The sequence below is a fragment of the Xanthomonas sp. XNM01 genome, assembly GCF_014851915.1.
GTDB lineage: Bacteria > Pseudomonadota > Gammaproteobacteria > Xanthomonadales > Xanthomonadaceae > Pseudoxanthomonas.
The window spans coordinates 414,471-428,528 of record NZ_JACVAP010000003.1 but is presented as its reverse complement, the minus strand read 5'-3'; the positions used below and the strand labels follow the sequence as shown (position 1 = coordinate 428,528).

Sequence of the window (14,058 nt, the reverse complement as noted above, 5' to 3'; positions counted from 1 at the left end):
GTCCTGCTGAGGGCAATCCCGCCCCCGTCCGTCGTCCCTGCTATGGCCTTCCATGCTGGACAGCGACGGTGACAGGCGTATGACGGGCATCGCCGCTGCATTCACACCCGCCGTCCGGGGCGCCTGCTAGCGTGCGCCGTCCTCTCGGAGCGCACCATGTCCACCCACGCCTGGCTGATCCTCAACGGCAAGTCCACCGGCGACGAGGACGTGCGCGCGGCAGTGCAGGCGCTGCGCGACGAGGGCCTCCGGCTCGAGGTGCGGGTGACGTGGGAAGCCGGCGATGCCGCGCGCTGGGTCGCCGATGCGCTGGCCGCCGATGCAGGTCTGATCTATGCCGGCGGTGGCGATGGCACCCTGAGCGAGGTCGCCGCGGCGCTGGCCGCCGATCCGCGCAGCGCCGATGCGCTGCCGTCGCTGGGGCTGGTGCCGCTGGGCACCGCCAACGATTTCGCCACCGCTGCCGGACTGCCGGACGAGCCGCTGGAAGCGATGCGGCTGGCGCTGGTGCAGCCGGCGCGGGCGGTCGACCTGCTGCGCATCGACGCCGACGGCCGGGAATGCTGGTGCGCCAACCTGGCCAGCGGCGGGTTCGGTACCGAGGTCACGGTGGAGACCGATGAAGGCCTGAAGAAGCTGCTCGGCGGGCTTGCCTACCTGGTCACCGGCATCGCGCGCCTGGGTCGGATCGAGCCGGTGCAGGCGCGGGTGGAGGGCGAGGGCTTCACCTGGGAAGGCGGGCTGATCGCGCTGGGCATCGGCAATGGCCGCCAGGCAGGCGGCGGCCAGGCGCTGTGCCCGGATGCGCTGATCGACGACGGCCAGCTCGACCTGACCGTGATCCCGGAACTGTCCGGCGAACTGGCCGGCACGCTGGGCACCCTGGTCAAGGAAGGCCAGCGCGCCGCACTGGAGCGCAGCGCCGAGCGCGCCCGGCTGCGCGCGGTCGTGCTGGAGGCCGCCCGGCCGATGACGCTCAACCTGGATGGCGAGCCGGTGCAGGCGCGCCGCTTCCGCATCGACTGCGTGCCGGGCCGGATCCGCATGCACCTGCCGCCGGATTCGCCGTTGCTGACGCAACCGTCCTGAGCCGCGCGTCCCCGCTGCCGTCGCGCCGCGAATCCGCTAAAGTGGCCGCCATGTTCGGCCAGACGACCAGGCTTTCCCGTTCTTCCGCGCGCCCGTGCTGGCGATGGCGGCCCGTTGCCGTCGCTCGCCACGTCCCGTCGTTCCGGAAGGAAGCCTGTCTTGAGTACGCCCGAACACCTGCAGCGGATCGCCGCTGACACCCGCCCCGGTTCCCGCAAGCGCATTCCCGTCGTCCGCGAGGTGCTGTCCGACCTGGACACGCCGCTGTCGGTCTACCTGAAGCTCGCCGACGCGCCGCACACCTACCTGTTCGAATCGGTCGAGGGCGGCGAACGCTTCGGCCGGTACTCGATCATCGGCCTGCCGGCCGCCTGCACCGTCGCGTTCCGCGGCCACACCATGCAGGTGCGCGAACAGGGCCACGTGGTCGAGCAGCGCGAGGTCGCCGACCCGTTCGCCGAGGTCGAGGCGCTGCGCGCGGCCTACGCGGTGCCGAAGCTGGAAGGCCTGCCCGGCTTCACCGGCGGCCTGGTCGGCTGGTTCGGCTTCGAGTGCATCGGCTACATCGAGCCGCGGCTGGCGCCGGCGGTGGCCCGCGACGAGCTCGACACGCCGGACATCCACCTGATGCTCTCCGAAGAGCTGGCGGTGTTCGACAACCTCAAGGGCCGGCTGTACCTGATCGTGCATGCCGACCCTGACCAGGACCACGGACTGGAGCGCGCGCAGGCGCGGCTGGACGCGCTGGTGGACAAGCTGCGCCGGCCGGGCAGCTACCCGGTGCCGCTGACCCGCGACGTGCTCGACGAGAGCCACTTCGTCTCCGGCTTCACCCGCGAGGGCTTCATCGACGCGGTCGAGCGCTCGAAGGAATACATCCGCGCCGGCGACATCTTCCAGGTGGTGCTGAGCCAGCGCCTGAGCGTGCCGTTCAACGCGCGCCCGGTCGACGTGTACCGCGCGCTGCGCGCGTTGAACCCGTCGCCGTACATGTACTTCCTCGACACCGGCGACATGCAGGTGGTCGGTTCCTCGCCGGAGATCCTGGTGCGGCAGCAGGAGGGCGTGGTCACCGTGCGCCCGATCGCCGGCACCCGCCCGCGCGGCGAGACGCCCGAGCAGGACCGCGCGCTGGAGGCCGAACTGCTGGCCGACCCGAAGGAGCGCGCCGAACACCTGATGCTGATCGACCTGGGCCGCAACGACGTCGGCCGCGTTTCGCGTGCCGGCACGGTCGAGGTCGGCGAGCAGTTCGTGATCGAACGCTACAGCCACGTCATGCACATCGTCAGCGAGGTCACCGGCGCGCTGCAGCCGGGCCTGAGCTACGCCGACGTGCTGCGCGCGACCTTCCCGGCCGGCACCGTCAGCGGCGCACCGAAGATCCGCGCGCTGGAGGTGATCCGCGAGCTGGAACCGATCAAACGCAATGTCTATGCCGGCAGCATCGGCTACATCGGCTGGCACGGCGATGCCGACACCGCCATCGCGATCCGCACCGCGGTGATCAAGGACGGCCGCCTGCACGTGCAGGCCGGTGCCGGCATCGTCTACGACTCCGACCCGCAGAAGGAGTGGGAGGAGACGATGAACAAGGGCCGCGCGCTGTTCCGCGCAGTGGCGCAGGCGGCGAAGGGACTGTGAGCGCCCGACGGCGCGGAGAGACGATGATGCGGACGATGTGGATGATCCTGCTGGCGGCGCTGGTTCCAGGCGCCGCCATGGCCGACGCGCTGCCGGCCGCGCCGCACCTGGTGGTGCACGGGCACGCCGAGCGCCAGGTGAGGCCGGATCTGTTCGAGGTGGACATTGAGATCAGCCGTCTCGGCACCTCGGTGCCCGAGATCACCCGCACGGTCGAGACCCAGGCCGGCGAGATCGTCGCGCAGCTGCGCGTGGCGGGACTGAAGGACACCGAGATCACCGCGACCAACCTGCGCATCCAGGCGCAGTTCGAGTACGACGAAGAGGCGCGCCGCAGGGTGTTCACCGGCAACGAGGCAAGCCGGCAGATCAGCGCCAGGTTCGGCACGCTCGCCGGGCTGCACGCGTTCCTGGCCAAGGTGCCTGCCGGCGAGACCGTGCAGGTCGGCGGAGTCAGGACCGGGCTGGCCAGCGAGGCCGCGATCAAGGAACAGCTGCTGGACGAGGCGGTGGCCGACTCTAAGCGCGCGGCCGCATCGCTGGCCTCGCGGTACGGGCAGACGATCATCGGCGTCTACAGCATCTCCGACCGTCCGCCCGCCGTTCCCGCCTACGGGCTCGACCGGGTCGCAGTCACTGGCGCGCGCATCCAGCAGGCGCTGTCGGAAGGAGTGGTCGACGTCTCCAGGGACGTCTACGTCGTGTTCCTGATCGGGAAGGAATGAATCCGTGCTGTTGATGATCGACAACTACGACAGCTTCACCTACAACCTCGTGCAGTACCTGCAGGCGCTGGGCGCCGAGGTGAAGGTGGTGCGCAACGACGCGCTGAGCGTCGACGCGATCGCGAAGCTCGCGCCCGAGCGGATCGTGGTCTCGCCCGGCCCGTGCACGCCCAACGAGGCCGGCGTGTCGCTGGAGCTGATCGAGCGGCTCGGCCGTACCACGCCGATCCTCGGCGTCTGCCTGGGCCACCAGAGCATCGGCCAGGTGTACGGCGGCAAGGTGATCCGCGCCGGCACCATCATGCACGGCAAGACCTCGGCGATCCGGCATGAGGGCAGGGGTGTGTTCGCCGGCCTGCCCGACCGTTACGAGGCCACCCGTTACCACTCGCTGGTGGTCGAGCGCGCCTCGCTGCCGGACGCGCTGGAGATCACCGCCTGGACCGAGCATCCGGATGGTTCGTTCGAGGAGATCATGGGCCTGCGCCACCGGGAGTTCCCGGTCGAGGGCGTGCAGTTCCACCCCGAGTCGATCCTGACCGAGCACGGCCACGCGCTGCTGAAGAACTTCCTGGAACGCTGAGCGCGCGGTGCCGGCCGGCACGCGGGCGCGCGCCGGTCGTGGGGTGCGGCATCCGTGATGACGTGCCCCGTCCGCCGACGTGGTCGCCGGGTCAGCCGACCGCGCGTACCTGCACCACCGCCGGGTCGTCGGCATGGTCGAGCAGCAGGCGCCGCACGCGCGCCTGCCAGGCGTCGCCGAAGCGGCGGCGCTGGTCGCTGTCGGCCGTGCCCTGCAGCACGCAGGCCATCAGGTCGCGCTGATCGGCATCGGCGGGCACGGACGACGTGTCCAGCCGCACCTCCACCGCATGCCCGGTGTCGAGCCGGCGCAGCTGCATCGCACCGACCGCCTCGCCGTAGCGCAGCAGCCCGCGTCGCGCGTGCTGGCCACCCAGACCCTTGAAGCCGCCGCTGCCGGCGGCACCGGTCACCAGGGTCAGTACCTGGCCGATGACGCCGGCCACCCCGGCATCCTCGGCCTCGGGCAGGCAGACCGCGAGCGCGCCGCGTTCGGGCAGCGCGTCGCCATACAGCGCCTGCAGGCCGGCACGCGCGCACAGCCAGGCCCCGGCCACGGTCGGACAGGAGTGGCCTGCCAAGCGCACCGCATCGGCGTAGTGGTATTCGATGACGCCGTCGGGCGTGGCGCCGAGCAGCTCCGACAGGCCATCGCGCAGGCGCAGCACCGGCGCCTGCGCGAAGAAGGAGGGAAAGCCCATGGCTCAGCCGGCCTGGATGATGAAATCGATCACGATGGCGCCGGGCTCGCGCTGCAGGTACTGGATGGCGACGGCGTCGCCGAAACGGTCGTTGATCTGCGCCAGCAACGGCAGCGGGTCGTGGTCGTTGACGAAGCGCATCGCCTCGCCAGGCTGCAGGGCGCCCAGCGCGCCGAAGATCGCCGAGTGGCGGAAGCGCTTGGCGATGCTGCGGGCATCGAAGGGATGGGGGGTGTACTGCGGGGCGGATCCGGTCATGACGCACTCCGGTGGATGGGGTGCCCAGCCTGCGGCCAGCGGTGCGGCCGCGCCCTGATCCAGGTCATGCCGGCGACAGCGACGATCGTCCGGCATGCCGTGCCGTGTGCCGCGCGCGACCTGCGCACGCCGTCCTCAGCGGAACACCACCTGCCGCAGCAGCACGAAGCTGACCATCGCCAGGCCGGCCTCGACCACCGGTTTGGCCAGCCAGGCCAGTCGCAGTCCGAGTCGGGCCTCGACCCAGCCGATCAGCAGCGTGCTCAGCGCGGTCATCAGCAGCCACAGCGCCGCGAACCGGCGGAAGCGACGCCAGCCGAGGCGGCCGCCGTGGTCGCCGGCGAAGGTGTAGCGCCCGTTCAGCCAGAAGCCGAGCAGCGCGCCGCTGATCCGGCCACTCAGGTTGCCGCCCGCGGTCGGCATGCCCAGCGCGGTACAGCAGACGAACACCGCCCAGTCCAGCAGCAGCTGCAGCACGCCGAACGCCAAGTAGTGGCCACCTTGTCGGAGCAGGTTCATCGATGCGGCGGGCGGCGGGGCGAAGGCGCAGATGGTAAGCCTTGCCGGTGCGGCGCGGCGTGGAATCGCGACGCCCCGCTGCGCCGGCTATCCCCATCTCCACCGCGCGCCTAGAATCGCAGGCCGTCCCCTGCGCAAGCGATCGCATATGACCCAGGCACTGCACGTGGTGATCCTCGCCGCCGGCGAAGGCAAGCGGATGCGCTCCGCGCTGCCGAAGGTGCTGCAGCCGATCGGCGGCAGGCCGATGCTGGCGCACGTGATCGACACCGCGCGCGCGCTGTCGCCCGACCGCATCCACGTGGTCTACGGCCACGGTGGCGAAGCGGTGCGTGCCGCGTTCGCCGGCCAGGAGGACCTGGAGTGGGCCGAGCAGACCCAGCGCCTGGGCACCGGCCATGCCGTGCAGCAGGCGTTGCCGGAAATCCCGGAGGTGGCCGATGTGCTGGTGCTGTACGGCGACGTGCCGCTGACCCGTCCGGAGACGCTGCGCCGGCTGCTGGATGCCCCCGGCCTGCTGCGCGTGCTGGTGGCCGAACTGGACGACCCGACCGGGTACGGCCGCATCCTGCGCGACCCGCAGGGCAAGGTCGCAGCGATCGTCGAGCACAAGGATGCCGACGAGGAGCAACGCCGGATCGGCACGGTCAACACCGGCATCGTCGCGGTCGAATCCGACGCGCTGCACCGCTGGCTGGGCCGGCTGGGCAACGACAACGCGCAGGGCGAGTACTACCTGACCGACATCTTCGCGATGGCCGCGGCCGAGTACAACGCGGCCGAGCTGGTCGCCGTCGCCGATCCGATCGAGTCCGAGGGCGCCAACGATCCCTGGCAGCTGGCCCAGCTGGAGCGTGCGTTCCAGCTGCGCTGCGCGCGCGCGCTGTGCCTGCAGGGCGCGCGCCTGCTCGACCCCGCGCGCTTCGACCAGCGCGGCCGGGTGCACGTCGGCCAGGACGTGGAGATCGATGCCGACGTGGTGCTGGAGGGCGAGGTCGAACTGGGCGATGGCGTGCGCATCGGTCCCTTCGTGCGGCTCAAGGACGTGCGCCTGGGCGCGGGTACCGTGGTCCGCGCGCACTGCGACCTGGATGGCGTGGTCGCCGGCAGCAACGTGCAGATCGGCCCGTATGCGCGGCTGCGCCCGGACACCGTGCTCGGCGACAGCGCCCATGTCGGCAACTTCGTGGAAACCAAGAAGACCACGCTGGGCACCGGCAGCAAGGCCAACCACCTGACCTACCTGGGCGACGCGCGGATCGGCGACGGGGTCAACATCGGCGCCGGCACCATCACCTGCAACTACGACGGCGTGAACAAGTCGACCACGCTGATCGGCGATGGCGCCTTCATCGGTTCGAACTCCGCGCTGGTGGCGCCGGTCGAGATCGGTGCCGGCGCCACGATCGGCGCCGGCTCGGTGATCACCCGGCATGCCCCGGCCGGCGAGCTGACCGTGGCCCGCGCGCGGCAGAGCACGCTGGAAGGCTGGAAGCGCCCGGAGAAGAAGCCCGGGGCCTGATCAGGCCCCGGCGTCGGGCAGCATCACCGCCACGCACAGGCCACCCGCGGGGCGGTTCTGCAGCGACAGGCGACCGCCGTGGGCCTCGATGATCTCGCGGGTCAGCGCCAGGCCCAGCCCGGTGCCGTTGCGTTTGGTCGAGTAGAACGGCAGCAGCGCGTTCTGCAGGACCGCCTCGTTCATGCCGGCGCCGCGGTCCAGCACCTCGATCCGGGTCCACTCCGGCAGGCGCAGCAGGCGCACGCTGACGTCCTCGTTCGGCGGCTGCGCGTCGGCACCGGCCTCGTGCGCGTTCTTGAGCAGATTCAGCATCGCCTGCTCCATCTGCGCCACGTCGATGCGGCCGCCCAGCTCGGGCACCGAGGTGTCCAGGGTGAAACCGATCTGGCGCTGCAGCCGGGCCAGGAAATCGCCCCAGACGATGGCCTGCAGGCGGGGCTGCGGCAGTTTGGCGAAGCGCGCGTAGCCGCGGATGAAGCCTTCCAGGTGGCGCGCGCGTTCCTCGATCGTGCCGAAGACCTCCTCCAGCCGCTCGGTGCGGCCGCGTCGGACCAGCTCGGCGCCCGAATGCGCCAGCGAGGCGATCGGCGCCAGCGAGTTGTTCAGTTCGTGGCTGATCACCCGGATCACCTTCTTCCAGGTCTGCACTTCCTGGCGGCGAAGCTCGGAGGTCAGCAGCCGGATCAGCAGCAGCTCGTGGCGGCGCCCGTTGAGGCTGAACTCGCGCCGCGACAGGTGGTAGACCTGCTCGTCGTCGGCGTCGTTCTGGTCGCTCACCGCGAACAGGCTGTCGCCGCCGCGCGCCACCGCCTGGCGCAGCTCGGTCGGCAGGCTGGCCAGCAGCGTGTCCAGGCGCTGGCCTTCCAGCTTGCGGCCGTCGAACAGCAGCTTGCGGGCGGTCAGGTTGGCGTAGGCGACGCGGCGGATGCCGTCGCCACCGGCGGCCGACAGCAGCATCGCCACCGGCGTGTTCTGCACCATCGAATCGAGCAGCAGTTCGCGCTGGACCAGGTTCTGGCGCTGCTCGCGCAGCACCTCGCCCAGATCGGCATGGGCGCGGACCAGTTCGCCGACCTCGTCGTTGCCGTCCTGCCAGTACACGCCGAAATTGAACTCGCCGTCGCGATAGGTGTTCACGCTGCCGGCCAGCGCGCGGAACAGGGCGCGCAGCGGCGCCAGCGCCTTGCGCAGGCTCCACCACATCAGCGCCAGCAGGATCACGCCGGACACCGCCGAGACCTGCCAGCCGTGGTCGATCCAGAACGCCAGCGTCCACGGCAGCGCCGCGGCCAGCGCCAGCACCGGCAGCAGGCGCAGGAACAGGCGCAGCGTCAGCGTGCGGCGCACTCTCATGGGGCGCGGATGCCGTGGCGTTCCATGCGGCGGTACAGCGCCTGCCGGCTCATGCCCAGCTCGGCGGCGGCCTGGGCGATCACGCCGCCGGCACGTGCCAGTGCGGCCTCGATGGCGTCGCGTTCGGGCTCCTGCGCCGGCGCGGCACGCGTGGCCGGCGCGCGGGGCAGGCCGAGGTCCGCCACCTCGATGTGGCGGCCGCCGGCCAGCAGCCCGGCGCGCTGCATCACGTTGCGCAGCTCGCGCACGTTGCCCGGCCAGGGATGGCGCTGCAGCGCGCTGGCCGCCGCCGCCGACAGCGGACGGTCGCCGGACAGGAAGCGCTCGGCCAGCGGCAGGATGTCGCCGGGCCGCTCCGCCAGCGGCGGCATCGCCAGCTCGATCGTGTTGAGGCGGTAGTACAGGTCCTCGCGGAAGGTACCGTCGCGGATCATCGCCGGCAGGTCGGCATTGGTCGCGCTGACCACGCGCACCTTGACCTGGCGCTCGCGGTTGGAGCCCAGCCGCGCGAAGCGCCCGGTTTCCAGCACGCGCAGCAGCTTCATCTGCCCGGCCGGCGGCAGGTTGCCGATCTCGTCCAGGAACAGGGTGCCGCCATCGGCCGCCTCGAACTTGCCCTCGCGCGCCTTGTTGGCGCCGGTGTAGGCACCGGCCTCGGCGCCGAACAGCTCGGCCTCGATCAGCTCGGCCGGCAGCGCGCCGCAGTTGACGGTCACGAACGGGCCCTCGCGCACCGGCGAGTTGGCCTGGATGATCTCGGCGATCTTCTCCTTGCCGCTGCCGTTGGGCCCGGTGATCAGCACCGGCAGGTCCGAGCGCGCGACCTGGCAGGCCAGCGCGACGACCCGTTCGCTGGCCGGATCGGCGACCACCGCGCCGCGCAGGTCGTAGCGGCGGGTCAGCTCGTCGTTGCGGCGGCGGTCGCCGGCGCGGCGCTGGTCCAGCTCGCGGCGCGCCTCGCCGAGTTCCAGCAGGTTGTTGACCGTGGCCAGCAGCTTCGGATCCTGCCAGGGCTTGGCGACGTAGTCGGCCGCGCCGGCCTTGATCAGGTCGACCGCGCTTTCCAGGTGGGTCCAGGCGGTCAGCAGCACCACCGGCAGGTCCGGATGCTTCGCCCTGATCGCCGCGAACAGCGCCTCGCCTTCGTCGCCGGAGGTGGTGTCGGCGGTGAAGTTCATGTCCTGGATCACCAGGTCGACGTGTTCGCGTTCGAGCAGGGCCAGGCCGTCTTCCGGCGAGCTGGCGTGCAGGGTACCGATGTCGTGCAGGGAGAACAGGAATTCGAGCGCGGTGGCGACCGAGCTGTTGTCGTCGATGACGAGGATGGTGGGCATGCGGTCAGCTTATCCCAGCGCCTGGCCTGGACGTCGCGGGTGGAGGTGGCGCCGATCATCGTCCGCGCGCGCTGTCGCACGGGTACCTGGTGCGCCGGTACCGCTCCGCTGATGGCGAGCGTGCCCCGGCCCCGGCACGACCGGGGGCGCGTGGTGTTCCGGGCTGCTTCCCGGGCGTGAGGCCTGCGCGCCGGCAGGGCGGCGCATGGTCATGCGCTCCGGGTCGCGACGGCAGGTGGAATCGATGCGGCGCGGCGCGCCGGCCAGTACACCGCCAGCTGGCCGATGGCCCACAGCAGCAGCGCGCCGGCGGGCAGGTAACCGGCCGGCAGGCGCGGCAACGCGTAGTGGACCATCAGCAGCTGGTTCAGTGCGAACGCCAGCAGCATGCCCAGAGCGATGCCCATGCCGAACAGCCGTGCGTTGAGCGCCGGCCCGATCACCGCCACGCGGGCGCGGCCGGCGTCCTGCTCGGCGCTCCAGGCCTGCCCATGCACGAACGGCGTGTCGAACATCGGGAAGAAGTCCGCGCTGGTGTGGCGCGTCGGCACGCGCAGCGGCCGATGCGCGCTGCCGTCCGCGTCCACCGTACCGCTTCCACCGGCCATCATCGCCTGGCGCAGGCCGCGTTTCTGCTGCAGCAGCGTCTCGGCGTCGATGCGGGTGAGCAGGTCCATCGGCTCGCTGCCAGGCTGGTAGCCATCGGCCGGCTCGGGGTCGAGCTGGACGTGGAACAGGCGCGCGCTCTTGGCCGGAATCGGATCGCCCGACAGCACGTGCAGGACCGTCAGCACCGTCATCGAGGTGCCGATGCCCACCGCGATGGACAGCACGATCAGTGCGGTCAGGCCCCGGTGCTGCCGGAAGCTGCGCAGGGCCAGGCTCAGGTAGTAGCCGAACACGTCGCCCTCCGGAAGCGATCGGACACCCGGCCGGCGCGTGGCCGGCCGGGACTGCGGTGGACCACCGTCATGCGCTGCGGGTCGCCACGGCCGGCGGGATCGAGGCCGCGCGCCGTGCCGGCCAGTACACCGCCAGCTGGCCGATGGCCCACAGCAGCAGCGCGCCGGCGGGCAGGTACAGCAGCGGCAGGCGCGGCAGCTCGTAGCGGCCCATCAGCAGCTGGTTGATGGCGTAGGCCAGCAGCATGCCCAGCACGATGCCGATCGTGGCCAGCAGGAAGTTCTCGGTCTGGAAGTAGCGCAGGATCTGGCCGCGGGTCGCGCCCAGCGCCCGGCGGATGCCGATCTGCTTGGTCCGCTGCTGCACCCAGAAGCTGGCCAGGCCGACGATGCCCAGCGCGGTGACCACCAGCAGGGCGACGCAGACCACGCCCAGCAGCCAGGCCATCGAACGCGACTGCTGGTAGAACTCGTGCCGCAGCTGCGACACGGTCTTGGTGTTCTCTTCCAGGATCACCCGCCGCGGGCCGCTGCCGCGCAGCGTGTCGGCGGCGGATTCGAGAATCTCCTGGCGGCGTTCGGGCGTGGTGCGCAGCACGTAGTTGCCGCCGAGCTCGTAGCCGGTGCGGATCGGGAAGATCATCGCGTACTCGCGCGCCGACGGGCCGCCCTGCATGCTCGGCCGGACCAGGTGCTCGACGATGCCGACGATGGTGATCGCGGTGTCGCCCCAGACGTAGATCGCCTTGCCCACCGCGTCCTGGCCGGGGAACAGGCGCTCGGCCATCTTGCGGGTGATGATCACGCTGTGCACGGTGACGTCGCTGTCCGGTGCGTTCATCTCGTCGAACGACACGTACTCGTCGCCGGTGAAACGGCGGCCGGCGACCAGGTTCAGGCCGAAGGTGTCGATGAACTGCTCGTCGGCCATGTAGTTGGAGGCGTTGAGCGTCGGCCGCTCCTGGTCGGGCGAGAGGTTGACGCTGCTGTTCCAGGACGAGTTGACGAACGGTACCTGGTTGACCGCCGTGGCGGCCTTGACCCCGGGCAGGCCGCGCAGCGCGGCAAGGTCGGTGCGGGTCTGGGCCAGGCCGTTGCTGTCGCCGCCGACCGGCACGATCTGGATGCGGACCAGTTCGTCCTCGGCCAGGCCGCTGGTTTCGCCGATCTGGGTGATGCGTTCGCCGATCATGAACAGCGCGTTGCAGATGATCGCGCAGGTCAGGCTGATCTGCAGCACGATCAGCGCCGCGGCGGTCTTGTGCCGCATCAGGGTCGAGAGGATGGGGCGGATTTCCATGGGACGCTCCGGGTTCTGTGCAGCGGGGGGGTTTCCCCGCGCAGTCGGTTCTGGTGGACAGTGGCGGGGCAGGGCCCCGCGCACCGTCACTGGCTCTTGAGCTGGATCGCCGGGGTGACCTGCATCGCGCGCCACGCCGGCAGCAGGCCGGCGATCAGGCTGGCGGCGATCGCCAGGGCGAAGGTGGTCAGCAGCATCGACAGATCCAGGTGGGCGAGCTTGGCGTAGCTCATCGGCTGCTGGCGCACCGCCCACAGGCCGAGCAGCGACAGCAGCAGGCCGAGGACGCCGCCGGCCAGGCCGACCGTGCCGGCCTCGACCAGGCACTGCTTGAAGATCTCCCGGCGCGAGGCGCCGAGCGCGCGCCGCACGCCGATCTCGCCGCTCCTGCGCAGGAACTTCGCCAGCAGCAGGCCGATGGTGTTGACCAGGCAGACCAGCAGGAACGCCGCGCCCAGCCACAGCTGCATCACCACGTCGCGCGGCACCACCTTGTTGTAGTCCAGCCACTCCATCACGTCGCGCAGGCGCGTGTTGGGGTCGCGCTCGTAGCGGCCGGCCGCCTTCTGCTGCGCGGAGTAGTTGTCCAGGTAGGCCTTGTAGCCGGCCGCCTGCCCGCTGTTCTCCAGTTCCACCCAGTACTGGATCCACGCGCATGGCGCGTTGACGCCGGTGTCGTCGCCGGCGGTGTCGGCCCAGCAGTTCATGCTGCCGTTGCGGCCCAGGTCGAGCGCGCGCGATGTCTGGAACGGCAGGAACACGTCCTCCACCTCGCCGTAGCGGCCGGTGTTGAGGTCGTAGAACCGCGGCGTCGGCCGCCAGGTGTCGAGCACGCCGACGATGCGGAACTCGCTGCCGCCGATCACCAGGGTCCTGCCGGTGCTGTCCTCGCCACCGAAGACGCGGTCGTTGAGGGTGCCGGAAATCACCGCCACGCGCGCGCTGGCGTCATCGTCCTCGCTGCGCCAGCTGGTGCCATGACGGAACGGCGCGGCGAACATCGCGAAGAAGTCGCCGCTGGTGTAGCGCGCATCGGTGAAGAACGGCGGCAGGTCCGCGTTCTCCGGCGTGATCGACACGCTGCCGCCGGTCATCATCGCCTGGCGCACGCCACGCTTCTCGCGCAGCAGTGCCTCGGCATCGAAGCGGGTCATCTGGGTTTCCGGTTCCTCGCCCGGCACCATGCCGCGCAGCGTCTGCGGATCGAGCTGCACGTAGAACAGGCGGTCGCTCTTTTCCGGGATCGGGTCGCCCGACAGCACCCGGAACGCGGTCAACGTGGTCATGCATGCGCCGATCCCCAGGCCGATCGCCAGCACCATCAGCGCCGTGATCGCCTTGTTGCGCCTGAAGCTGCGCAGCGCGAGATTGAAGTAGTAGCCGAGCATGGCAGGCTCCTCAGGCGGTGGCCGTCGCGTCGACGCCGTGGCGGACCAGGCTCGATTCCCGGGTCAGGTCGGTGGCCATGCCATCGACGATGTGCACGTTGCGACGCGCGCGTGCGGCCAGTTCCGGGTCGTGGGTGACCATCACGATGGTGGTGCCGCGGGCGTTGATCTCCTCAAGCAGCTCCATCACGCCGCGCGCCATCTGCGAGTCGAGGTTGCCGGTGGGTTCGTCGGCCAGCAGCAGGCGCGGAGTGCCGGCCAGTGCACGGGCGATCGCGGCGCGCTGCTGCTGGCCGCCGGACAGTTCGGCCGGGTAGTGCTTCATCCGGGAGCCCAGGCCGACCTGCGACAGCGCCTCCTCGATCCGCTGCCTGCGCTCGGCCGACGGCAGTCCGCGGTAGCGCAGCGGCACGTCGCAGTTGTCGAACAGGTTGAGGTCGGGGATCAGGTTGAAGCCCTGGAAGATGAAGCCGATCTTCTCGTTGCGCAGGCGCGAACGGCGGTTGTCGTCCAGGCCCTTCACGTCCACGCCGTCGAGCAGGTACTCGCCGCCGGTGAAGGTTTCCAGCAGGCCGGCGATGTTGAGGAAGGTCGTCTTGCCGGAACCGGAGGGCCCGGTGACGGCGACGAATTCGCCTTCGGCCACATGCAGGTCCAGCGAGCGCAGGGCGTGGGTTTCAACGAGTTCGGTGCGGTAGACCTTGGCGACCTGGCGCATGTCGAGCATGGTGGTGTCCTTGC

The 14,058-nt window shown here is 70.8% G+C and carries 14 protein-coding genes; 5 read left to right on the top strand and 9 right to left on the bottom strand.

Translation table 11 applies throughout. The annotated features are described in order from the left end of the window. Positions 1 to 156 precede the first annotated feature (156 nt). The 4 genes from yegS to IB242_RS13160 all read left to right on the top strand — a co-directional run bounded on the left by yegS (position 157) and on the right by IB242_RS13160 (position 4,041). Positions 157 to 1,089, top strand: a complete 933-nt coding sequence (gene yegS / locus IB242_RS13175; RefSeq protein ID WP_192280029.1) for a lipid kinase YegS — start codon at positions 157 to 159, stop codon at positions 1,087 to 1,089. A gap of 177 nt (positions 1,090 to 1,266) precedes the next feature. After that, entirely contained in the window at positions 1,267 to 2,733 is a 1,467-nt protein-coding gene (gene trpE, locus IB242_RS13170; RefSeq protein WP_192280596.1) for an anthranilate synthase component I, read from the top strand. A gap of 35 nt (positions 2,734 to 2,768) precedes the next feature. Then, complete coding sequence (locus tag IB242_RS13165; RefSeq protein WP_192280027.1) at positions 2,769 to 3,458, top strand: SIMPL domain-containing protein; 690 nt, start codon at positions 2,769 to 2,771, stop codon at positions 3,456 to 3,458. A gap of 4 nt (positions 3,459 to 3,462) precedes the next feature. Next, a complete protein-coding gene (locus tag IB242_RS13160; protein WP_192280025.1) occupies positions 3,463 to 4,041 on the top strand; it encodes an aminodeoxychorismate/anthranilate synthase component II in 579 nt (192 codons plus the stop codon). A gap of 91 nt (positions 4,042 to 4,132) precedes the next feature. Here the strand turns inward: IB242_RS13160 and IB242_RS13155 are convergent, their stop codons facing one another. The 3 genes from IB242_RS13155 to IB242_RS13145 form a co-directional block, all read right to left on the bottom strand. Continuing rightward, a complete protein-coding gene (locus IB242_RS13155; protein ID WP_192280023.1) occupies positions 4,133 to 4,741 on the bottom strand; it encodes a hypothetical protein in 609 nt (202 codons plus the stop codon). 3 nt (positions 4,742 to 4,744) lie between these two features. Then, entirely contained in the window at positions 4,745 to 4,999 is a 255-nt protein-coding gene (locus IB242_RS13150; RefSeq protein WP_192280021.1) for a DUF2249 domain-containing protein, read from the bottom strand. 135 nt (positions 5,000 to 5,134) lie between these two features. Further along, positions 5,135 to 5,518: a GtrA family protein gene (locus tag IB242_RS13145; protein WP_192280019.1), complete on the bottom strand. Its 384-nt coding sequence runs from the start codon at positions 5,516 to 5,518 to the stop codon at positions 5,135 to 5,137. 148 nt (positions 5,519 to 5,666) lie between these two features. Here IB242_RS13145 and glmU point away from each other — a divergent pair, with 148 nt between their 5' ends. Beyond that, positions 5,667 to 7,040 carry a bifunctional UDP-N-acetylglucosamine diphosphorylase/glucosamine-1-phosphate N-acetyltransferase GlmU gene (gene glmU, locus IB242_RS13140; RefSeq protein ID WP_192280017.1) on the top strand — a complete coding sequence of 458 codons (1,374 nt, stop codon included), beginning with the start codon at positions 5,667 to 5,669 and terminating at the stop codon, positions 7,038 to 7,040. Here glmU and IB242_RS13135 read toward each other — a convergent pair whose 3' ends face one another. The 6 genes from IB242_RS13135 to IB242_RS13110 form a co-directional block, all read right to left on the bottom strand. Next, positions 7,041 to 8,393, bottom strand: a complete 1,353-nt coding sequence (locus IB242_RS13135) for an ATP-binding protein (RefSeq protein WP_192280015.1) — start codon at positions 8,391 to 8,393, stop codon at positions 7,041 to 7,043. Next, positions 8,390 to 9,727: a sigma-54 dependent transcriptional regulator gene (locus tag IB242_RS13130; protein WP_192280013.1), complete on the bottom strand. Its 1,338-nt coding sequence runs from the start codon at positions 9,725 to 9,727 to the stop codon at positions 8,390 to 8,392. The genes IB242_RS13135 and IB242_RS13130 overlap by 4 nt, the downstream gene beginning before the upstream one ends. Before the next feature lie 209 nt (positions 9,728 to 9,936). Continuing rightward, positions 9,937 to 10,629, bottom strand: coding sequence for an ABC transporter permease (locus IB242_RS13125; RefSeq protein WP_192280011.1), 693 nt, complete (start codon positions 10,627 to 10,629; stop codon positions 9,937 to 9,939). 67 nt (positions 10,630 to 10,696) lie between these two features. Beyond that, positions 10,697 to 11,929 (bottom strand): FtsX-like permease family protein, encoded by a 1,233-nt coding sequence (locus tag IB242_RS13120; protein WP_192280009.1) that lies wholly within the window; start codon positions 11,927 to 11,929, stop codon positions 10,697 to 10,699. Positions 11,930 to 12,015: 86 nt separating this feature from the next. After that, positions 12,016 to 13,317, bottom strand: a complete 1,302-nt coding sequence (locus IB242_RS13115; protein ID WP_192280007.1) for an ABC transporter permease — start codon at positions 13,315 to 13,317, stop codon at positions 12,016 to 12,018. A 10-nt stretch (positions 13,318 to 13,327) separates the two neighbouring features. Then, the gene (locus IB242_RS13110; protein ID WP_192280593.1) at positions 13,328 to 14,044 is read right to left on the bottom strand and encodes an ABC transporter ATP-binding protein; all 717 of its coding nucleotides are present in this window, start codon (positions 14,042 to 14,044) and stop codon (positions 13,328 to 13,330) included. Between the last annotated feature and the right edge of the window lie 14 nt (positions 14,045 to 14,058).

Coding starts and splice junctions, on each gene's coding strand:
- yegS (WP_192280029.1), top strand. CDS start 157: ATGTCCACCCACGCCTGGCTGATCCTCAACGGCAAGTCCACCGGCGAC.
- IB242_RS13165 (WP_192280027.1), top strand. CDS start 2,769: ATGTGGATGATCCTGCTGGCGGCGCTGGTTCCAGGCGCCGCCATGGCC.
- IB242_RS13155 (WP_192280023.1), bottom strand. CDS start 4,741: ATGGGCTTTCCCTCCTTCTTCGCGCAGGCGCCGGTGCTGCGCCTGCGC.
- IB242_RS13150 (WP_192280021.1), bottom strand. CDS start 4,999: ATGACCGGATCCGCCCCGCAGTACACCCCCCATCCCTTCGATGCCCGC.
- IB242_RS13145 (WP_192280019.1), bottom strand. CDS start 5,518: ATGAACCTGCTCCGACAAGGTGGCCACTACTTGGCGTTCGGCGTGCTG.
- glmU (WP_192280017.1), top strand. CDS start 5,667: ATGACCCAGGCACTGCACGTGGTGATCCTCGCCGCCGGCGAAGGCAAG.
- IB242_RS13135 (WP_192280015.1), bottom strand. CDS start 8,393: ATGAGAGTGCGCCGCACGCTGACGCTGCGCCTGTTCCTGCGCCTGCTG.
- IB242_RS13130 (WP_192280013.1), bottom strand. CDS start 9,727: ATGCCCACCATCCTCGTCATCGACGACAACAGCTCGGTCGCCACCGCG.
- IB242_RS13120 (WP_192280009.1), bottom strand. CDS start 11,929: ATGGAAATCCGCCCCATCCTCTCGACCCTGATGCGGCACAAGACCGCC.
- IB242_RS13115 (WP_192280007.1), bottom strand. CDS start 13,317: ATGCTCGGCTACTACTTCAATCTCGCGCTGCGCAGCTTCAGGCGCAAC.
- IB242_RS13110 (WP_192280593.1), bottom strand. CDS start 14,044: ATGCTCGACATGCGCCAGGTCGCCAAGGTCTACCGCACCGAACTCGTT.